20 protein-coding genes and 1 pseudogene are annotated in these 19,667 nt (G+C 70.1%); 12 read left to right on the top strand and 9 right to left on the bottom strand.

Features of this window, described 5'->3' with window-relative positions:
- From LMH63_RS14515 to LMH63_RS14505, 3 genes are read right to left on the bottom strand one after another with little or no spacing between them, the layout of a single operon-like run.
- Complete coding sequence (locus LMH63_RS14515; RefSeq protein WP_109679815.1) at nucleotides 1-645, bottom strand: acyl carrier protein phosphodiesterase; 645 nt, start codon at nucleotides 643-645, stop codon at nucleotides 1-3.
- Nucleotides 642-1,073, bottom strand: a complete 432-nt coding sequence (locus LMH63_RS14510; protein ID WP_229332606.1) for an acyl-CoA thioesterase — start codon at nucleotides 1,071-1,073, stop codon at nucleotides 642-644. Before LMH63_RS14510 ends, LMH63_RS14515 begins: the two co-directional genes overlap by 4 nt.
- 11 nt (nucleotides 1,074-1,084) lie before the next feature.
- Complete coding sequence (locus LMH63_RS14505; RefSeq protein ID WP_109679814.1) at nucleotides 1,085-2,374, bottom strand: DEAD/DEAH box helicase; 1,290 nt, start codon at nucleotides 2,372-2,374, stop codon at nucleotides 1,085-1,087.
- Nucleotides 2,375-2,534: 160 nt separating this feature from the next.
- Here LMH63_RS14505 and grxD point away from each other — a divergent pair, with 160 nt between their 5' ends.
- On the top strand, nucleotides 2,535-2,861 hold the full coding sequence (gene grxD, locus LMH63_RS14500) for a Grx4 family monothiol glutaredoxin (protein WP_109679813.1): 327 nt from the start codon (nucleotides 2,535-2,537) through the stop codon (nucleotides 2,859-2,861).
- 99 nt (nucleotides 2,862-2,960) lie between these two features.
- Here the strand turns inward: grxD and LMH63_RS14495 are convergent, their stop codons facing one another.
- The 3 genes from LMH63_RS14495 to pyrC all read right to left on the bottom strand — a co-directional run bounded on the left by LMH63_RS14495 (nucleotide 2,961) and on the right by pyrC (nucleotide 5,253).
- Entirely contained in the window at nucleotides 2,961-3,206 is a 246-nt protein-coding gene (locus LMH63_RS14495) for an EF-hand domain-containing protein (protein ID WP_109679812.1), read from the bottom strand.
- Nucleotides 3,207-3,518: 312 nt separating this feature from the next.
- Complete coding sequence (rnt, locus tag LMH63_RS14490; RefSeq protein ID WP_199225732.1) at nucleotides 3,519-4,169, bottom strand: ribonuclease T; 651 nt, start codon at nucleotides 4,167-4,169, stop codon at nucleotides 3,519-3,521.
- Between the two features lie 34 nt (nucleotides 4,170-4,203).
- Nucleotides 4,204-5,253 (bottom strand): dihydroorotase, encoded by a 1,050-nt coding sequence (gene pyrC / locus LMH63_RS14485; protein WP_109679811.1) that lies wholly within the window; start codon nucleotides 5,251-5,253, stop codon nucleotides 4,204-4,206.
- Nucleotides 5,254-5,535: 282 nt separating this feature from the next.
- On the opposite strand from pyrC, the gene LMH63_RS14480 reads away from it, so the two are divergent.
- Complete coding sequence (locus LMH63_RS14480; protein ID WP_109679810.1) at nucleotides 5,536-6,750, top strand: argininosuccinate synthase; 1,215 nt, start codon at nucleotides 5,536-5,538, stop codon at nucleotides 6,748-6,750.
- Nucleotides 6,751-6,825: 75 nt separating this feature from the next.
- Nucleotides 6,826-8,292, top strand: coding sequence for an AMP nucleosidase (locus LMH63_RS14475; RefSeq protein WP_109679809.1), 1,467 nt, complete (start codon nucleotides 6,826-6,828; stop codon nucleotides 8,290-8,292).
- Nucleotides 8,293-8,500: 208 nt separating this feature from the next.
- Here LMH63_RS14475 and LMH63_RS14470 read toward each other — a convergent pair whose 3' ends face one another.
- Nucleotides 8,501-9,115, bottom strand: coding sequence for a LysE family translocator (locus LMH63_RS14470; protein ID WP_109679808.1), 615 nt, complete (start codon nucleotides 9,113-9,115; stop codon nucleotides 8,501-8,503).
- Nucleotides 9,116-9,209: 94 nt separating this feature from the next.
- Here LMH63_RS14470 and LMH63_RS14465 point away from each other — a divergent pair, with 94 nt between their 5' ends.
- On the top strand, nucleotides 9,210-10,097 hold the full coding sequence (locus LMH63_RS14465; protein ID WP_109679807.1) for a LysR family transcriptional regulator: 888 nt from the start codon (nucleotides 9,210-9,212) through the stop codon (nucleotides 10,095-10,097).
- A 6-nt stretch (nucleotides 10,098-10,103) separates the two neighbouring features.
- Here the strand turns inward: LMH63_RS14465 and LMH63_RS14460 are convergent.
- Both LMH63_RS14460 and LMH63_RS14455 read right to left on the bottom strand, forming a co-directional pair.
- Nucleotides 10,104-10,446, bottom strand: a pseudogene (locus tag LMH63_RS14460) (HTH domain-containing protein); the annotation flags it as partial.
- Nucleotides 10,447-10,535: 89 nt separating this feature from the next.
- The gene (locus LMH63_RS14455; protein WP_109679806.1) at nucleotides 10,536-12,113 is read right to left on the bottom strand and encodes an alkaline phosphatase D family protein; all 1,578 of its coding nucleotides are present in this window, start codon (nucleotides 12,111-12,113) and stop codon (nucleotides 10,536-10,538) included.
- A 182-nt stretch (nucleotides 12,114-12,295) separates the two neighbouring features.
- Here LMH63_RS14455 and LMH63_RS14450 point away from each other — a divergent pair, with 182 nt between their 5' ends.
- The 8 genes from LMH63_RS14450 to LMH63_RS14415 all read left to right on the top strand — a co-directional run bounded on the left by LMH63_RS14450 (nucleotide 12,296) and on the right by LMH63_RS14415 (nucleotide 19,632).
- Nucleotides 12,296-12,805: an RNA polymerase sigma factor gene (locus tag LMH63_RS14450; protein ID WP_109679805.1), complete on the top strand. Its 510-nt coding sequence runs from the start codon at nucleotides 12,296-12,298 to the stop codon at nucleotides 12,803-12,805.
- Nucleotides 12,802-13,539, top strand: coding sequence for a hypothetical protein (locus LMH63_RS14445; protein ID WP_109679804.1), 738 nt, complete (start codon nucleotides 12,802-12,804; stop codon nucleotides 13,537-13,539). Before LMH63_RS14450 ends, LMH63_RS14445 begins: the two co-directional genes overlap by 4 nt.
- Before the next feature lie 110 nt (nucleotides 13,540-13,649).
- Nucleotides 13,650-14,966, top strand: a complete 1,317-nt coding sequence (locus tag LMH63_RS14440; protein ID WP_109679803.1) for a sulfite oxidase — start codon at nucleotides 13,650-13,652, stop codon at nucleotides 14,964-14,966.
- Nucleotides 14,963-15,298: an aldehyde dehydrogenase gene (locus tag LMH63_RS14435; protein ID WP_146205267.1), complete on the top strand. Its 336-nt coding sequence runs from the start codon at nucleotides 14,963-14,965 to the stop codon at nucleotides 15,296-15,298. The genes LMH63_RS14440 and LMH63_RS14435 overlap by 4 nt, the downstream gene beginning before the upstream one ends.
- Nucleotides 15,299-15,610: 312 nt before the next feature.
- Complete coding sequence (locus LMH63_RS14430) at nucleotides 15,611-16,507, top strand: metal ABC transporter solute-binding protein, Zn/Mn family (RefSeq protein WP_229332605.1); 897 nt, start codon at nucleotides 15,611-15,613, stop codon at nucleotides 16,505-16,507.
- Nucleotides 16,508-16,535: 28 nt separating this feature from the next.
- The gene (locus tag LMH63_RS14425) at nucleotides 16,536-17,354 is read left to right on the top strand and encodes a metal ABC transporter ATP-binding protein (protein ID WP_109679800.1); all 819 of its coding nucleotides are present in this window, start codon (nucleotides 16,536-16,538) and stop codon (nucleotides 17,352-17,354) included.
- On the top strand, nucleotides 17,351-18,496 hold the full coding sequence (locus LMH63_RS14420; protein WP_109679799.1) for a metal ABC transporter permease: 1,146 nt from the start codon (nucleotides 17,351-17,353) through the stop codon (nucleotides 18,494-18,496). Before LMH63_RS14425 ends, LMH63_RS14420 begins: the two co-directional genes overlap by 4 nt.
- A complete protein-coding gene (locus LMH63_RS14415; protein ID WP_109679798.1) occupies nucleotides 18,496-19,632 on the top strand; it encodes a metal ABC transporter permease in 1,137 nt (378 codons plus the stop codon). Before LMH63_RS14420 ends, LMH63_RS14415 begins: the two co-directional genes overlap by 1 nt.
- The last annotated feature ends 35 nt before the right edge of the window (nucleotides 19,633-19,667 follow it).

Below are 19,667 nucleotides of genomic sequence, written 5' to 3'. Positions count from 1 at the left end.
TTAACGTCCGGCCGGATCAGGGCGGCGCGAATCGGTCAGACAGGCGGACTGGTCAACAGGGACCCCGAGGCGCTGGCGCTCGCCGTGGACGAAGCGCTGCAGCTCCGGGTAGAACGCCAGGAAATCCGTCTCCAGGCCCGCCTGCTCGCGGGCCAGCGCCTCGGGGGCGCCGGCCAGCAGATCCGGCCGGCGCAGCCGGCGGGCGGTGCGCGCCAGCGCCCGCTGGGCGGCGGCGAGCTCGCGATAGCCGCAGAGCCAGTCCCCCGCGCGCATCGCGCGGATCAGGGGCAGGGCGTCCGGAACCGCCGGAGCGTGGGCCTCGAGGCAGGCGTAACAGCGGGCGGCGAAGGCCGGCAGCGGCTCGTCGGCGAAGCGCCGCCAGTGCCGGGCGAGGAAGTGGTCATAGACGATGTCGATGGCGATGCCGGCGGCCCTGCGGTTGGCCGCGGGCAGCCGGCGCCGACTCCGCCGGGCCAGCGGATGGCGGTCGGTGAAGCTGTCCACGCGCCGGTGCAGCTCGACGCCGGCGGCCAGCGCCGGCGGCAGGCCGCCGGGCAGGCGGCCCTTGACGAAATCCGCCAGCACGGCGCCGGCGAGGAGGTGCTCGCTGCCCGCGGCGACGTGGAGGTGGGCGAGGAAGTTCATCCGGCGCCGGGCAGGGCCTCTCGCAGGCCGGCGGGGAGGGGCGTCGAGCGCCCGGAGCGGCGGTCCACCCAGACCATGCGCGCCGCGCCGAGGGCGTAGAGGCGCTGGTCCCCGGCATCGACGAGGCGATAGCAGGTGTCGATGCTGCTGCGGCCGGGGGGTGCTGCCAGCACGGCCACGGTGAGGGTCGCCGGGTAGGTGATCGGCAGCCGGAACTCGCAGCTCGCCGTCACCACCACCGGCCCGCTGCCGGCGTCGGGGCTGAGGTGCCCGCCGCTGCCCGCGAGCCGCTCGAGCCAGGCCACGCGGGCCTGCTCGAAATAGGTGAAGTAGGTGGCGTTATTGACGTGGCCGAGGGCGTCCATGTCGCCCCAGCGCACCTGGAGCGTGAGCTGGTGTACCGGCTCGGCGCCCTCCGCCGTGGCCACGGCGGTCTCGCTCAGGAGGCCTGGGGCCGGCTGCGCCGGCCGGAGCCGCCGTTGCCGCGGCCACCGGGGCGGCCGCGGGAGCCGCCGCCCTTGGCGGGGCCCCGCCGGGGCAGGCGCTTGGGCGGCTTGATGTCCTCGGCGATCAGGTCCGGTGGGGCCATCTCCGAGGGGATCTTCTGCTCGATGTACTTCTCGATGTCCGGCAGCGAGTAGACGTAGCTCTCGCAGGCGAAGCTGATGGCATCGCCGGCCGCCCCGGCGCGGGCGGTACGGCCGACGCGGTGGACATAGTCCTCGGCGTCCTGGGGCAGGTCGTAGTTGATGACGTGGCTCACGTCCGGGATGTGCAGGCCGCGCGCGGCGACATCCGTGGCCACCAGCACCGGCAGCTCGCCCTGCTGGAAGTCCCGCAGCAGCTGCTCGCGCTTGTTCTGCGGGATGTCCCCGGAGATCACCGCCGCCTTGATGTCGTTGCCGAGCAGGTAGCCGGTGACCTTGTCGGCATCCCGCTTGGTGTTGACGAAGATCAGCGTGCGCGTGGTGTCGTGGGTGCGCAGCACGCCCAGCAGCAGCCCGATCTTGTCGTCGTTCTCGACGTGGTAGAGCTGCTGGCGGACGTTGTCGGCGGTGATGCTCTCCGAGGCGATCTCCACCGACTTCGGGTCGTTCATGTGCTCGTAGGCGAGCTCGCGCACGCGCTCGGAGAGCGTCGCCGAGAACAGCATGTTGATGCGCTTCTCCGGCGGCGGCATGCGGCGCAGCAGGTAGCGGATGTCGGCGATGAAGCCCATGTCGAACATCCGGTCCGCCTCGTCGAGGATGCACACCTCGACGTTGTCCAGGCTGAAGACCCGCTGCTTGTAGAAGTCGATGATGCGGCCGGGGGTGCCGATCATGATGTCCACCCCCTGCTCCAGGGTGCGCCGCTGGCTCTCGTAGCCCGTGCCGCCGTAGATGCAGGCGAAGCGCATGCCGGTGAAGTGGCCGAGGCGCTCGGCATCCTTGTGGATCTGCAGGGCGAGCTCCCGGGTGGGCGCGAGCACCACGGCCCAGGGCCCGGTCTTGCCCTCTTCCACGGGCGTGGTCATCAGGTGGTGCATGCAGGCGAGCAGGAAGGCGGCGGACTTGCCGGTGCCGGTCTGCGCCTGCCCGGCGACATCCTGCTTGCGCAGCAGGATGGGCAGGGTCTCGGCCTGGATCGGCGTGCAGCGCTCGAAACCGGCCTCCTGCAGGCCGATGAGCAGGGACTCGTGCAGCCCGAGGGAGTCGAAGCGGACGTCGGAGAGATGATCTTTTTCCATGGGCGCGCAGGATACCGGAAGCGCAAAGATTTTTCGCCCGGTTCCGGCCCCCTGGGCGATGACCGGATGGTTTCGGGACACACCGTGACGGACGTACAATCAGCGCTGTTGAACCTGCCACCGTGCGCCGCACGGCCGACACCGACACGAGGAACGACCCATGAGCGACGTGCAGGACACCATCCGCCAGCAGGTGGAAGGCAACCCCGTTATTCTTTACATGAAGGGCTCGCCGCAGTTCCCCCAGTGCGGCTTCTCCATGCGCGCCGCCCAGGCGCTCGCCGGCTGTGGCGTGGAGTTCGCCTACGTCAACGTGCTGGAGGACGAGGCCATCCGCCAGGGCATCAAGGACTACGGCAACTGGCCGACCATTCCGCAGCTGTACGTCAACGGCGAGCTGCTCGGCGGCTGCGACATCATCCTCGAGATGTACGAGAGCGGGGAGCTGCAGAAGGTGGTCCAGGAGGCCAGCGGCGAGCAGGCCTGACCGGCACAGCCCGGGAGCGGGACTCTGAAACAGCGCGGGGCGCCCGAGGGCGCCCCGCTTCGTTTCCGTGGCCCGTTGCCGGCGCCACGGTGTTGCGGCTCACCGCTGGCCGGCGGAACGCGCACCCAGGTTCGTCTGGATGTACACGCTCAGTTCCTGGGCGTCGAGCTGACCGTCCCGGTCGTTGTCGTAGCGATTGAAGTGCCGCTTCAGGAAGCGGTCCTGGACTTCGCTCTTCGCCACCGGCGCACGCTCCTCGGCGAGCTCGATGCCGGACTTCACGGCTGCCAGGGCCGGCGTGACGGTGGCGGCCAGGGCGAGGGTCAGAAGGGTCTTGCGGATCATGGCGTATACCTCCGAATGCGTCTGTTTGTGGTCCGACGCCGGGTGCGCTCTGCGCTGTCCGACGTTGGTGACAGGGTGGCGGTACACGCCTTTCAACGGTATTGGATATTCCTCGTAAGGTCGGCAACTTACGCAGTTCTGCGTACGCGTTCTGCCGCTGGCCCCGTGCCTGGGTTAAACACAACGACAGCACGTGCACAACGATGCACAACGAAATCGCAAGCGTTGTGATCCGTTGTGTCCGTGGTGTCGTTGTGTTTATCGAATCCACGTCGCGCTTGGCCGCACATTTCGGCCCTGCGCCAACCTGGGTTAGCGACGTGCCGAGTAGTCCGGGAAGCCGTTCAGCTCGTCCCAGGTATTGACGATGGTGCAGAAGAGCTCGGCGGTCTTCTCGGCGTCGTAGATCGCCGAGTGGGCCTCGCGGGGATCCCATTCCAGGCCCGCCGCCTTGACGGCGCGGGCGAGCACGGTCTGGCCGTAGGCGAGGCCGCCCAGAGTCGCCGTGTCGAAGCTGGAGAAGGGGTGGAAGGGGTTGCGCTTGAGGCCGCAGCGGTTCACCGCGGCGTTGAGGAAGCCGAGGTCGAACCAGGCGTTGTGGCCGACAAGCACGGCGCGTTTGCAGCCGGTGGCGCGGATCTCCTCGCGCACGGGCTGGAAGATCTGGCGCAGCGCCTCCTCCTCCGGCACCGCCATGCGCAGGGGGTGGTCCGGGTCGATACCGTTGAATTCCAGCGACTTCGGGTCGAGGTTGGCGCCCTCGAAGGCCTCGACGTGGGTGGTGTGCGTTGCCACCGGACCGAGGCGGCCGTCGTCGTCCATGCGCAGGATCACCGCGGCGATCTGCAGCACGGCGTCGGTGGCGGCGTTGAGGCCGCCGGTCTCGATATCCACCACGACGGGCAGAAAACCGCGGAAGCGGCCGGCGATACGCGCGGCGGCGGGGGAGGTGTCGGAGCTCACGGTGCGGACCGGGTGGCGTCGAGGCGTGCCGATGTTAGGGGCTCGCCGGGTCCCCGGCAAGCTGCCAGGCCACTTCGGCACCCGCGCGCAGCGGCACGATCCAGCCCCGGCCGTAGGGCAGGGCGTCCGGCAGGCGGCGCGGCGCCCGCCGCAGGGTGAGCGTATCCCGGTTGCGGGGGAGGCCGTAGAAATCGGCGCCGTGGTGGCTCGCGAAGCCCTCCAGCCGCGCCAGGGCGCCGACGGCGTCGAAGGCCTCGGCATAGAGCTCGAGCGCCAGCGGCGCGGTGAAGATTCCCGCGCAGCCGCAGGCGGTTTCCTTCTGTCCGCGCTCGTGGGGCGCGCTGTCGGTGCCGAGGAAGAAGCGCGGATGCCCGGAGGTGGCGGCCTCCAGCAGCGCCTCCCGGTCGCGCTCGCGCTTGAGCACCGGCAGGCAGTAGTGGTGCGGGCGGATGCCGCCGGCAAGCAGGTCGTTGCGGTTCATCAGCAGGTGCTGCGGGGTAATGGTGGCGCCGAGACGCTCCGGGCCGGCCCGCACGAACTCCACCGCACGGCGGGTGGTGAGATGCTCCAGCACCACGCGCAGGCGTGGATGGGCGTCCAGCAGAGGCCCCAGGCGCTCGTCGAGAAACGCCGCCTCCCGGTCGAAGATGTCCACGCCGGGGGCGGTGACCTCGCCATGGATGCAGAGAGTGAGGTCGTGCTCGGCGATGGCCTCGAGGGCGTCGTGGCAGCGGCCGAGGTCGGTGACGCCGGAGTCGGAGTTGGTGGTGGCGCCGGCGGGATAGAGCTTCACTGCCTGTACCACCCCGCTCGCCGCGGCCCGTTCGATCTCCGCCGCCGGTGTGTTGTCGGTGAGGTAGAGCGTCATCAGCGGCTCGAAGCCGGAGCCTGCGGGCCGCGCCGCGAGGGTGCGCTCCCGGTAGGCCACGGCGGCCTCGGTGGTGGTCACCGGCGGCACCAGATTGGGCATGATGATGGCCCGCCCGAAACGCGCGGCGCTCCAGTGCACGACGTCGGCGAGCACGTCGCCGTCGCGCAGGTGCAGATGCCAGTCGTCGGGCTGCGTGATGGTGAGGCTGTCCATGGGTCGGACCTTTGGAGTGGGGCGCCGGGTGGAGTTGCGCGGGTCGGCTGCGCAGCAGTTTCGGGTTTAAAGTTTAAGGTTTAAGGTTTGGCTCCGCTGTACCGCGACGGCAGGTTCCGGCCTGCGGCGTCACCGGGCGGTGGTCACGGCGCGGCGCCCGAGTCTGCCGTGTGGCGCGCTGCGCCGAACTTTAAACTTTAAGCTCGAAACCCGAAACTCAGAGGCCCTGCGGGGCCGCAGAGGGTGGCCATACCGGGCCGCCCCGGAAAGGGAACCCCTTCGATGAGTGAAGTGAAAAAAGTCGTGCTCGCCTACTCCGGCGGCCTGGACACGTCCGTGATCCTGCAGTGGCTGCGGGATACCTACGACTGCGAGGTGGTGACCTTCACCGCCGATCTCGGCCAGGGCGAGGAGCTGGAGCCCGCGCGGAAGAAGGCCGAGCAGCTCGGCGTGCAGGAGATCTACATCGACGACCTGCGCGAGGAGTTCGTGCGGGATTTCGTCTTCCCGATGTTCCGGGCCAACGCCATCTACGAGGGCGAGTACCTGCTCGGGACCTCCATCGCCCGGCCGCTGATCGCCAAGCGCCAGATCGAGATCGCCCGCGAGGTGGGGGCGGACGCCGTCTGCCACGGCGCCACCGGCAAGGGCAATGACCAGGTCCGCTTCGAGCTCGGCTACTACGGCCTCGAGCCCGGCATCCGCGTCATCGCCCCCTGGCGGGAGTGGGACCTCAACTCCCGCGAGAAGCTGCTCGCCTACGCCGAGCAGCGCGGCATCCCCATCGAGGGCCGGAAAGAGGGCGGCGGCTCGCCGTACTCGATGGACGCCAACCTGCTGCACATCTCCTACGAGGGTGGGGTGCTGGAGGACACCTGGACTCCCGCCGAGGAGGCCATGTGGCGCTGGAGCGTCGCCCCCGAGGCCGCCCCGGACCAGCCGACGCAGATCGACCTCGACTTCGAGCGCGGCGACCCGGTGGCCATCAACGGCGAGCGCCTCGCCCCCCATGAGCTGCTCGCGCGGCTGAACCGCCTTGGCGGCGACAACGGCATCGGCCGCATCGACATCGTCGAGAACCGCTACGTCGGCATGAAGTCCCGGGGCTGCTACGAGACCCCTGGCGGCACCATCCTGCTGCGCGCCCGTCGTGCCATCGAGTCCATCACCCTCGACCGCGAGTCCGCCCACCTAAAGGACGAGGCCATGCCCAAGTACGCCGAGCTGATCTACAACGGCTACTGGTGGAGCCCCGAGCGCCGCGCCCTGCAGGCGCTCATCGACGACACCCAGGGGACCGTCAACGGCACGGTGCGCCTGAAGCTCTACAAGGGCAACGTCATCGTCGTCGGCCGCCGCTCGGAGACCGACAGCCTGTTCGACGCCAGCATCGCCACCTTCGAGGACGACGCCGGCGCCTACGACCAGAAGGACGCCGAGGGCTTCATCAAGCTGAACGCGCTGCGCTTGCGCGTCGCGGCGAGGCGGCGCGGCTGAGCGGCGGCGCTGTCTACGCCCGGCCGCGTGCCGGGCGTAGAGTGGCGGCATACGGTGGCGGCCTCGGGAGGCGGCATGGAGCAGACCGGACACGGCAATGCGCGGGATCTGAAGATATGCCGCACCGCAGAGGAGGCGGTGGCGCGCATACGTGAGCTCTACGAAGGGGCGGCCGAGCGCATCCGCGAGCGCCACCGGCGCTTCGTCGCCGGTGACCATGAGCCGGACGGCGTGCTCGACGCCTGCTACCCCTACGTCGGCATCGAAGTGGGGCATTCCGAGCTGAACGTCGCCCCGCGCACCACCTACGGCGCCCTGCGCAACGCCGGCGTGCACGGCACCACGGTCACCCGACCGGACATCTTCGCCGACTACTATCGCGAGCAGCTCGGCCTGCTGATCGAGCACCACGGCGTGCCGGTTCTGGTGGGCGTGAGCGACGAGCCGATGCCGCTGCCGTTTGTGGTGGAGGAAGCCACCGCCGACCTCACCGCCGAGCAGGTCCGGCAGATGGAGCGCATCTTCCACCTGCCGAACCTCGGGCGCATCGGCGATGCCATCGCCAACGGCACGCATCGCACGCCGCCCGGTCACCCGCTGCCGCTGTCCCTGTTTCCGGCGCTGCGGGTGGATCTCGCCCTGCAGCGCCTGCACCACTACACCGGCACGGATCCGCGCCACTTCCAGGGCTTCGTCCTGTTCACCAACTACCAGCGCTACGTGGACGACTTCATCGCCTACGGCCACGAGCAGGTGGTGGACAGCGCGGTCTACACGGCCTTCGTCGAGCCCGGGGATGTGGTGGAGGACGGTGATCCGGAGACGCCCGCCGGCGGCGTGCCGCCGGCGCAGCAGCCGCCTATGCCGGCCTATCACTTGAAGCGGGCGGACGGCCTCGGGGTGACGCTGATCAACATCGGCACCGGACCTTCCAATGCCAAGACCATCACCGACCACCTGGCGGTGCTGCGCCCGCACTGCTGGATCATGGTCGGCCACTGCGGGGGACTGCGCCGTTCCCAGCAGCTCGGCGACTACGTCCTCGCCCACGCCTATATCCGCGAGGACCACGTGCTGGATCAGGATCTGCCCCTGTGGGTGCCGGTGCCGCCCATCGCCGAAATCCAGGTGGCCCTGCAGCAGGCGGTGGTCGCGGTCACCGGCCTCACCGGCAGCGATATCAAGACGCGCCTGCGCACCGGCACCGTGGCGAGCACCGACAACCGCAACTGGGAGTTCCGCTACGAGGAGCTCTACGAGCGCTTCAGCCAGTCCCGCGCCATCGCCGTGGACATGGAGAGCGCCACCATCGCCGCCAACGGCTTCCGCCTGCGCGTGCCCTACGGCACGCTGCTCTGCGTCTCGGACAAGCCCATGCACGGCGAGCTGAAGCTCCGCAGCATGGCCAACGCCTTCTATCACACCCGCATCAACCAGCACCTCACCATCGGCCTGGAGACCCTGCGCGTGCTCGAGGAGGCGGGCATCGACGCCCTCCACTCCCGCAAGCTGCGCAGCTTCGACGAGCCGGCGTTCCGGTAGGGCGGTTGCCTCACGGCTGCGGGCGCGGGTCCGACGGGCAGCGCCGCGTTGCGCGTGACGTGTGTGCTCAGGACCGATGAGCTGGCCTGCGCCCGGTGACTCTCCCGCGCGTCGTCCTGGCCGTCCCGGGTCGCAGCCAGCACGGCCGTTATCCCGCCCGCGAGGTCCCAGCGGCATGACTGAGGCGGGTACGTAGTCAGGATGCGGTTTACAAGGCGGTCGCCGATGGCGGTGGCACCTCGCTCAGCAACAGGTAGGCGGCGACCCCAACCAGCAAGGTCCCCATGGCGGCGTTGAACCACCGCATCCGCCGCTCGCTACGCACGAGCCCCACGGCAGCGTTGCCCAGAACGGCCCAGCCACCGATGCCGAGGAAGCAGATTACGAAGTATAGGGCGCAGAAGACGGCCAGTGCGGCGTAGTCCCCTGCCGTGGTGAACGCGCTGACTCCGGACACACAGGCCAGCCATGCCTTCGGGTTCAGCCACTGAAGCGCAAACCCTTCCAGGAACCGGGGGCAGGCGCGCCGCCCTAGCTCCAGCGCACCGCCCGCGCGGAACAGCTGCCATGCCATAAAGAGGATGAACAGCGTGCCGGCGTACTTCAGTACCTGCAGCGCTGCCGGATAGGCGTCGATGAGCCCGGACAGCCCCAGGCCGATGGCAGCGAGCAGGCAGGTGAAGCCGATGGTGGCTCCGGTGACGAAGGGTAGGGTCCTCCTGACTCCGTTGGTCACGCCGGAGGTCAGCGTGATGATGTTCACCGGTCCGGGCGAGGCCGACATTGCAGCGGCAAAGCCGCCCATGGCGAGAAGCAGGCTCATGGCGATCCTCCACTGGACGGGGAGGAAGCTAAGCGACCCGCGTTATCGCCACAATCCCATTTTCCTGGATTTCAGTGTTCGATAATCTGCAGCTATGCTGGAGGATCTGCGGGCGCTGGTGCTCTTCGCTAAAACGGTGGAGACCGGTTCATTCCGGAAGGCGGCGGAGGCGTTCGGCCTCTCGCCATCGGTGGTCAGCCACCACATCGCCCAGCTCGAGCAGCGGCGCGGCACCGCGCTTCTCTACCGCTCGCCACGCAAGCTGGCGCTGACCGCCAGCGGCCGCCGGGTATTCGGCGAGGCGAGCGCCCTCGCGCGGTCGGCGGAAAGCATCGCCCGTCTATTCGCCGAGGATGCCAAGGAGGTGGCCGGCGAGATCTCCGTATCCTTTCCCGCCGCCCTCCTGCGCGGGCCCCTCATGCGGCGGATCACTGCATTCGCCCACGATCACCCGGACGTCTCCATCACCCTCATCGCCACGGATCGCCGCACCGACATCGTCGGCCAGGGCGTCGACATGGCCCTTCGGGTCGGCACCATGCCGGACAGCGCGCTGAAGGCGGTCAGCGTGGGGCAGGTCGAACGCACCCTGGTCTGTGCCCCGGCTCTCCTGCATCGCTACGGGCGACCGGCCGAGCCCTCGGAGCTCGCGGCGTGGCCCTGGATCCGGCTGGCCATGCTGCCGCCGGCACGGGATCTGATCGGCCCGCACGGCGAGCGCGCTCGTATCCAGTTCACCTCACGCATCCAGGTCGACAGCGTCGACGCCATGTACCAGCTCACCCGGGCAGGACTGGGCATATCCTCCCCGCCGGACTACCTGGTGGCGGAAGACCTGGTGACCGGTGACCTCGTCCCCTTGCTGCCACAGTGGTCCGTGACGGCGATGCCCGTCTACGCCGTCTGGCCACCGAACACACCGCCGCGCAGCGTGACGCGGCGCCTGGTGGACTATCTCCGCGAACCAATCGAGTCCGATTAAGCCGTGGAGCAGCTGGCGGCGACGTCGCTTGAGCGGGCCGAGATGGCGGCGCAGCAGCCCCGGCTGCACGCTCTCCAGCAGCTCCTCGGCGGCGAGCAGGGCGAACATCTCGCTCTCGTTCAACCATAGGCCGGGCAGCTCGAATGCGGCGGTGTCGGGGGCGTAGGGGTAGCCGTTGCGCTCGCGGTGGTAGAGCAGCGGTGCCTGGAAGAAGTCGCGCAGGTACTGGATGTCGCGCTTGGCCGTAGCGCGCGAGATTTCCAGCTCGTCCGTAGATCCGGGCGAGGGACACCGATTGGCGTCCCTGCAGCAGCCCGTGGAGCCGGCAGGTCCTCTCGGCCCGGTTCATCCTGGGCTCCCGATGATCCCCGGTGGCAGGGAACCGCAGGACGCGCGCGACGGGAAGCGTCCGGGGCGGCGTGGCCGCCCCGGCAAGGGTCAGGCGGTTTCGGGCTCCAGGTCGACGCTGAACAGCGACTGCCCGTCGATATCCCGCAGGGCGACCTTCATCACGCCGCTGGCGCCGTCGATGCGGACGTCGCCGAAGAACTGCAGGCCGGCGGAGGGCGGCAGGTTGCGCTGACCCTCCGGCGGCGCCTTCTGGTACATCACCTGCGGGCCGAAGGTCGGATCGAGGGCGTTGGGGCCGAAGGTCCCGGCGTGCAGCGGCCCAGTGACGAACTCCCAGAAGGGGCGGAAGTCGGCGAAGCGGGCCTTCGCCGGGTCGTAGTAGTGGGCGGCGGCGTAGTGGACGTCGGCGGTCAGCCAGACGACGTTGCGGATGTCGTTGTGGTGGATGAAGCGCAGCAGCTCGGCGATGTCGTGCTCGCGGCCGAGGGGCGGGCCGTCGCCGTTGGCGCCGTTCTCGAAGGCCTCGCCGTCGCTCACGATGAGCCCCACCGGCATGTCCGAGGCGATCACCTTCCAGGTGCTGCGGGAGGCGAGCAGGGCGCGCTTCAACCAGGCGATCTGCTCGCCGCCGAGGAGGGCAGTATCGGGGCCGGGTGCGGCCTGCCGGTTGCGGGTGTTGGGGCCGCGGTAGCTGCGCTTGTCGAGGAAGAACAGCTCCAGGTGCGGGCCCATGGCCTGATGCCGGTAGATGCGCTGGGGGTCGCCCGCCACCGGGCGCAGCGGGGCGTACTCGAGGAAGGCGCGGCGGGCGCGGGCGGCGAGCAGATCGACGCTGCTCACGCGGTAGCGCTCGTCCTCCAGCACCTCGCCGGGGTACCAGTTGTTCACGGTCTCGTGGTCGTCCCACTGCCAGAGCTGCGGCACCTCGGCGTTGAAGGCGCGGACGTTGCGGTCCAGCAGGTTGTAGCGGTACTGGCCGCGGAACTCGTCCAGGGTCTCCGCCACCTTGCTCTTCTCCTCGGTGACGAGGTTGCGCCAGGTGCCGCCGTCGGGCAGAGCGACCTCGCGCTCCAGCGGGCCGTCGGCGTAGACGGTGTCGCCGCTGTGGATGAAGAAGTCCGGGGCGAGGCTGCGCATGGCCTCGTAGATGCGCATGCCGCCAAGGCTCTCGTCGATGCCCCAGCCCTGGCCCGCAGTGTCGCCACCCCAGACGAAGCGCACGTCCCCGCGCCCGCCGCCCGGGGTGCGCAGGCGTCCGACCACGGGCTCGCTCACCGCGCGCGGATCCTCCAGGCTCTGGAAGCGCACCCGGTAGAAGACGTCCTCGCCCGCGGGCAGATCGCGCAGGTAAAGGCGGGCGGTGTAGTCGTCCGCCGCCAGCGCCTCGGGCCCCCGCAGCGGGCGCGCTAGGCGGAAGGACTCCGTCGGTGCCGTCTCCACCAGCATTCGGGCGGGGCGGTCGCTGCGGCTCCAGATCATGGCCGAGTGTGGTGTGACGTCGCCGCTTGCCACGCCATGGGGGATCTGCGGGCGGCTCCTTTCCGAGGTGACCACCGCCGGCGCCCGGCCGGCCCACGGCAGCACCACCGCGCCGGCGCCCAGCGCCGCGCCGGCTCCGAGCAGACGGCGGCGGGAACGATCGATGCAATCGTTGCGGCGGGACATGGCTATACCTCCGTCGGCTGCGTCCTTGAAGGGGCACCAAAGAGGCTTGCAGGGGTGTATGTCGCATTGACGACCGACGTGTATCAGTGTTGTGACCGCCGGCGCCGGGCGGGCTTGCGCCGGGCGCCGGGCGCGCTAGATTCGGTGGGCAGGGTCCGAGGAGAGTGTGGGGTAGGCCGGTCATGGCTACCGCTCGCGAGTGGCTCGTATGCTGGATGCGGCCGCTGTTCGCCTACGCGATGACGCTCACGCGGGATCGCGAGCGGGCGCAGGATCTGGTGCAGGAGTGTGCGGCGCGGGCGCTGGCCGCCGAGCGGCTGCCAGCCGCCGAGCGCGCCCGCGGGCGCTGGCTGTTCCGCACGCTGCGTCATTGCCATGTCGACGGCGTGCGGGCCGAGCGGCGCCGGCGCGAGGCCGAGCCGAGCGTGGCCCGCGCCGCCGCTGGCTGGGCGCTTGGCCAAGGCGCTGCGCCGGAGGAGGAAATTGCGCTGCGCCAGGCGCTGCGGCGCCTGCCGCCCGCCCAGTACGAGGTGATCCTGCTGGTGGATCTGCAGGGCTACGGCTATCGCGAGGCGGCGGCGACGCTGGCACTGCCGGTGGGCACCGTCATGAGCCGCCTGGCCCGGGCGCGGCGCGCCCTGCTGGGCGCGCTCGAGCCGGGGGTTCTGAGCCAGGGAGGAGACCGTGAATGAGCGGTGAACGGCGGCCGGACTGGGAGACCCTGAACGCCTACGTCGATGGCGAGCTGCCGGCTCGCGAGGCGGCGGCGGTGGCGGCGGCGGTGGCCGCCGACGCCGGGCTCGCCGCGGAGGTGGACGCCCTGCGGCGGCTCAAGCGGCGCCTCGCGCGGCTTCCGGGTGCGCAGGAGAGCGCCGGGCGGCGGCGCGCACCGCGGCCGCTGCTGGCGGCGGCGGTGGTGGCGGCGCTGGCCGTGGTCATCGCGCTGCTGGCGCCGACGCCCCAGGGCGAGCGCCTGGGTGCGCAGCTGGTGCAGGCCCACGCGGCCTGGTCGCCGGATGACGCCGCCCTGCGGGCGGTCTCCGACCTGCCCGCGGGCGTTTTCGTGCCGGATTTGACCGCGGCCGGACTGGAGCTGGCCGCGGTCAGGCGCCTGGCGCTCCCCGATGGCCGGTCCGCGATCCAGCTCGGCTATCTGGGCAGCCGCGGCTGCCGCGTGAGCCTGTTCGCGGCGCCTGCGCGCGGAGCGGCAGCGGCGCTGGCCTCGCCTAACGGCCGGGTCGATCTGAGGCACTGGCAGGCCGGGCCCCTGCGCTATGTCCTGGCGGTGAGCGGAATGGCCTCCGATCGTCATCGCATGCTCCTCGAGACGCTGCGCGAGGCCTCGCGAGCGCATGCCCAGCCCGATCCCGCGACCCGCCTCGCCCTTGCCCGCAGCCGTGCGCGCAGCGCACCGTGCGTCGGCTGAGCGCCGGGATTCCCGCAGCGAGGGAATAAACCGCTGGCCCCGTTCGTCTCTCCGTGACCCCGCGTGACAAGCGGGGGCAGAAGCCGTCATGACCGGCAGAGGAGAGAGCGATGAGCGAGCAACGCAAACAGGAACGCGGGATCTGCGAGCTGTACGAGACCGACCCCGAGCGCGCGGACGCCCTGCTGTTCGGCCGCCGCTGGTGCAGTGACCGCCGGGGATTCCTCAAGGGGGCGGGGCTGGCCACGATGGCTGCGGTGGTGGGGGGCAGCATCCCGTTCCACCGCAATATGCCCGGTGGCCTGATTCCCGCCGCCCTGGCCGAGGAGACCGGGGCGTTCGAGATCGAGGGCAAGGACGGGCTGCGCGTGCTGAACGACCGCCCGGTGAACGCCGAGACCCCGCCGCATCTGCTCGATGACGACGTCACGCCCACGGCGCGGCACTTCATCCGCAACAATGGCCTGCCGCCCGGCGACTACACCCCGGACGGCTGGCGCATGACCGTGGACGGCGAGGTGGACAACCCGCTGGACCTCGGCATCGAGGATCTGCAGTCGCGCTTCGAGGTGGTGACCCTGCGCCTGCAGCTCGAGTGCGGGGGCAATGGGCGTGCCGCCTTCAACCCCCCGGCGAGCGGCAATCAGTGGACCCTGGGTGCCATCGGCAACGCCGAGTGGACCGGCGTGCGCCTGCGCGACGTGCTGAGGGCCGCGGGCATGCGGGACACCGCCCGCTATACCGGCCATTACGGGCGCGACAGCCATCTCTCCGGCGATCCGGAGCGGGACGCGATCTCCCGCGGCATGCCCATCTGGAAGGCCATGGACCCGCACACGCTGGTCGCCTTCCGCATGAACGGAGACGCGCTGCATCCCATGAACGGGGCGCCGCTGCGTATCGTGGCGCCGGGCTGGCCGGGCTCGGTATCGCAGAAGTGGCTGAGCCGCATCTGGGTGCGGGACCGGGTGCACGACGGCCAGAAAATGGGCGGGATGTCCTATCGGGTGCCGCGCTATCCGGTGGAGCCGGGTCAGGAAGTGCCGGAGGAGGACTTCAGGATCATCGAGTCGATGCCCGTGAAGTCGCTCATTACCTCGCCCATGTCCGGGCATGAGCTGCCCCGGGATCACCGCAGGCTCGAGGTGCGGGGTCATGCCTGGGCCGGGGACCGTGCCGTGCGCGCGGTGCACGTCTCCTACGACTTCGGCAGCACCTGGCACCAGGCGGAGCTCTCGCCGCCGCCCAACCCCTACTCCTGGCAGCGCTGGCGGGCTCGGCTAGAGTTTCCGCAGAAGGGCTACTACGAGGTGTGGGCCCGCGCCACGGACGACGCCGGAGAGAGCCAGCCGTTCGCGGTGGCCTGGAATCCCAAAGGCTATCTCAACAACTCCATGCACCGGATCGCGGTGCGGGTGCCGGTATGAGGGGAGCGCCTCGACGGGTGCTGGCGGGGCTGGCAGCGCTGCTGCTGGCCCTGCCCGCGTCGGCTCAGGATGCCGGTCCGCTGCCACCGGGCGAGGGCCGTACCCTGGTGCGGGCGCTCTGCTCGGCCTGCCACTCCATTCGTCTCGTGACCCAGCAGGGCAAGAGCCGGGAGCGCTGGGACAGCACCCTCGACTGGATGGTCGAGGAGCAGGGCATGATGGAGCCCGGCCCGGAGAACCGGGAGGTGATCCTCGACTATCTGGCCGAGCACTTCGGCGAGGATGCTGCGGGCAGCACCGGCGGGGGTGCCATGAGCCCCTGGAACAACTGACGCCCGTGCCCGGGCCGGCGCGGAACGCGCGCGGGTTCGGGCGTCGCGGGCGCCCGGTCATCGGCCCGGCGCTAGCGCCCGGATTGGCCACCCGTCCGCTACGCCGGAGGGGGATGACGATTGCCCCGGATCCAGCGGCGCGTGCCCGCTCGCGCTGCGTGGAGGCTTGTCCCGGAATTAAGACCTTGCTACATTTCACAGCATCTTCTGCAAAAGCGAGATAATCCCATGATACGGGTGTGGTTGGCCGGCATTGTCGCGGCCTTCGGAATCGGCGCCTCGGCGGCCGCGCAGGAGGGTCCGGTCCGGGTCGTGACGACGATCGGGATGATCGCGGATGTGGCACAGACGGTGCTCGGCGACTGCGCGGAGGTGACGCCCATCATGGGACCGGGCGTGGATCCGCACCTGTATCAGGCGAGCGCCGGTGATGTCGCCCTTTTCCAGGAGGCCGACCTGATCCTCTACTCCGGGTACTCGCTGGAAGGCCAGCTCGGGAACGTGCTGGAGCGCTTCGGGCAGCGCAAACCGACCATCGCGGTAGCCCCCGCTTCCATCGACACGGGGCAGCTGATTACGGTCCAGGACATCTACGGCATCGACCCCCACTTGTGGATGGACGTCAGCCTCTGGCGGCAGATTGTGCCGACCATCAGTCAGGCGGTGGTGGACCTGCGTCCGGAGTGCGCCGCTGCCATCGAACGTCGGGCCGGGACGTACGTGGAGCAGCTCGAGGCCCTCGATGCCTGGGTCCGGGAGGCTGTGGCGAGCATCCCGGAATCGCAGCGCATCCTGGTCACGGCGCACGATGCGTTCGCCTACTATGGTCGTGCGTACGATATCGAGGTTGCCGGCATCCAGGGCATCAGCACGGAGTCCGAGGCGGGTGTCGCCGACATCCGGCGCATGGCGCAGACAGTGGCGGAACGTGGGGTGCCCGCCGTTTTCATCGAGAGCACGATCAATCCGCGCACCATCGAGGCGGTGATCGCCGCTGCCAGGGAGCGCGGGCAGCCCGTCGAGCTCGGCGGCGAGCTCTACTCGGATGCCATGGGCGAACCGGGCACGGCCGAGGGTACCTATATCGGGATGATCGTCTCGAATACCGAAACCATCGTGCGCGCCCTGGGCGGATCGGTGCCGGCGCTGCCCGCGCCGCTGGCTACCTGGGCCGAGCGCTGGGGCGCCCCGGCCCGCCCGGATGCGTGATTACCGGGTACCTGCAAGGAGACCGTGAATGCCCGCAAGCCATCTGCACGAGCCCGAGCTGGCGCTCCACGTGGAGGACCTGACGGTCAGCTACGGCGACCGACCCGCACTCTGGGACATCGATCTCGACGTGCCGCCCGGTGTGCTCTGCGGTATCGTCGGCCCCAACGGCGCGGGCAAAAGCACCCTGCTCAAGACCGTGCTCGGGCTGATCCCGCCCGCGGCCGGGCACGTGCGGCTGTTCGGGCGGCCGTACGCGGCGCAACGCCGCCGCGTCGGGTACGTGCCGCAGCGCTCCAGCGTCGACTGGGAGTTCCCCACGAGCGCCCTGGACGTGGTGACCATGGGGCTATATGGGCAACTCGGCTGGTTCCGCCGCCCCGGGCGTGCGGAACGCGCCCGTGCCCGCGCGGCGCTTGATGAGGTTGGCATGGCACCGCTCGCGGACCGACAGATCAGCGAGCTCTCGGGCGGGCAGCAGCAGCGCGTCTTCCTGGCGCGCGCCCTCGTGCAGGACGCGGATATCTACTTCCTGGACGAGCCCATGGCGGGCGTTGACGCGACCACCGAGCGGGCCATCATCGAGCTGCTGCGCGGCCTCCGTGATCGCGGCAAGACTGCCATCGTCGTCCATCATGACCTGAATACCGTGCGTAGCTACTTCGACTGGCTGGTCCTGCTCAACGTCCGGGTCGTCGCCCAGGGCGCGATGGCCGAAACCTATACCGCCGCAAACCTGCGGCGCGCCTATGGTGGCCAGGTCGCGCTGCTGCAGACCGGCGCGTCCGGCGAGGACGAGGAGTCGCCGGACGCCGGCGCGGCGGCGCGCGAGCGGGCCGTGCCATGACGGCACTGCTGGAGCTGATCGGCGACTACACCATCCAGAACGTCGCCCTCGGCGCCGCGCTGCTCGGGATCGTCAGCGGCGCCCTGGGCTGCTTCGCGGTGCTGCGCGAGCAGAGCCTGCTGGGGGATACGCTCTCCCATGCAGCGCTGCCCGGCGTCTGCCTCGGCTTCCTGGTCGCTGGCGGGCGTGAGCTCGGCAGTATCCTCGCCGGCGCGCTGCTCACCGGCGTGCTGGCCGCGCTGGCCATGCTCGCCCTGGTGCGCATGACCCGCCTGAAGACCGACGCCGCGCTCGGCATCGCGCTTAGCCTCTCGTTCGCCGCAGGCGTGGTGCTGCTCACCTACATCCAGGGCACCGGCAACGCCAGCCAGGGTGGCCTGGACGCCTTTCTGTTCGGTCAGGCGGCGGCCATCCTGCGCCGGGATCTCTGGGTGATGGGCGGGATCACCGCATTCGCGCTCACGATGGTGGCGCTGCTGTGGAAGGAGCTCAAGCTGGTCACGTTCGACCCGGAATTCGCCGGGGTGATCGGTCTGCCCGTGCGACTGCTGGATGCGCTGCTGACAGTGATGGTGGCGCTTGCCATCGTGGTGGGTCTGCAGATGGTGGGCGTCGTGCTGATGGCGGCGATGGTTATCGCGCCCGCGGTGGCCGCGCGGCAGTGGGCGCGCTCGCTTGGCATCATGGTCATCGTGGCGGCGCTGATGGGGGTTGCCGCGGGCGTCTTCGGCGCCGTGGTCAGCGCGCTCGGACGCGGTCTCGCCACGGGTCCGCTGGTGGTCCTGAGCGCCTCCGCCATCACCCTGGTCTCGTTGCTGATCGCCCCGGGACGGGGGCTGCTCTGGGGGCTGCACCGGCGCCTTGCCTTCCGCCGCCGGCTGAGCCAGGAGGCCGTGCTGCTCACGCTCTACCGCCTCGCGAGCGCGCATGAGGATCCCCACTACCCGACGGAGCAGGGCGCGGTGGATGCCTATCACGGCGTAGGCACGCGGCGCTCGCTGCAGGCGCTGGCGCGCCGTGGGCTGGTGCGCTCCTGCCAGCACATGCGCGAGGAGGGGGCGCACTGGGTCCTCACCAGGCGTGGCCGCTCGCGCGCGAAGTACCTACAGGCCGGTGGCGACCTCGCCCGGGATGGCGGCTGATGTTCGCGGAACTGCTCTCGCAGCCGCCGTTTGTGATCATGCTCACCGGTGCCCTTGTGGGGGTTGCCGCCGCGCTGGTGGGCTGCTTCCTCGTGCTGCGCGGCAACAGCATGCTGTCCGACGCCATCAGCCATACGGTGATCTTCGGCATCGTCATCGTCTGGCTGCTAACCGGGCAGATCAGCGGCCCGGTCCAGGTCGTCGGCGCGGCGTTGACGGGGGTCTTCACCGTCATGCTTATCGAGGCGCTGACGCAGACGCGCCGCGTGCGCCAGGACGCCGCCATCGGCCTGGTGTTTCCCGTGCTGTTCGCAGTCGGCGTGCTGCTGCTGAACCTCTACGCCCGCGACGTCCACGTCGACGAGCATACGGTGCTGCTCGGGGAGATCGGTTTCGTGTGGCTGGAGACGACGCCGCTGGGTGGGGTCGAGGTGCCCACGGCGCTGCTCGCCATGGCCGCGGTGACCCTCGTCAACGCCCTTTTCGTCGGCCTGTTCTACAAGGAGCTCAAGATCGCCACCTTCGACCCGCAGCTCGCGCAGGCGCTCGGTTTCGCGCCCGCGCTGCTGTTCTATGCCCTACTGCTGCTCACCAGCACCACGGCGGTGGCCGCCTTCGATGCGGTGGGGGTGGTGCTGTTCATCGCCTTCGTCATCGTGCCGCCGTCAGCGGCCTACCTCCTCACCGACCGGCTGGATCGCATGCTTCTCTACGCCATGGCCATCGGCATGCTCTCGAGCCCGCTCGGCTACGCCGCCGCCATTGCGCTGAATGTCTCCATCGGCGGCATGATGGCGCTGATGACCGGGGTATGCCTGCTGCTGGCGCTGGTGGCTGGACCGCGCCACGGCATGCTGGTGCGCTGGCGGCGGCAGCGGCGCCAGGCGCTGGAGAACGCCCTGCGCACCCTGGCCGTGCACCTCTACCAGCACGAGGCCGGCCCGCAGGCGGCGGAGGAGAGCCGTACCGCGGCCCTGAACGATCACCTGATGTGGTCGCCCGGCCGGGTCGAGGCTACGCTCTCGGAGGCGACCCAGCGCGGCCTCGTGGCCCGGCAGGATGGCCATCTCGCTCTGACCGACCGCGGCCGCCGGCTCGCCCGGGAGATTCTCGAGCCGTGGCAGGGCGGGCGCTGATTGGCATGGCTCGCCATATGCCCCCGGGTGTATTC

Source organism: Spiribacter halobius, from assembly GCF_020883455.1.
Taxonomy (GTDB): Bacteria; Pseudomonadota; Gammaproteobacteria; order Nitrococcales; family Nitrococcaceae; genus Sediminicurvatus; species Sediminicurvatus halobius.
This window is presented reverse-complemented; position numbering and strand designations above follow the sequence as displayed.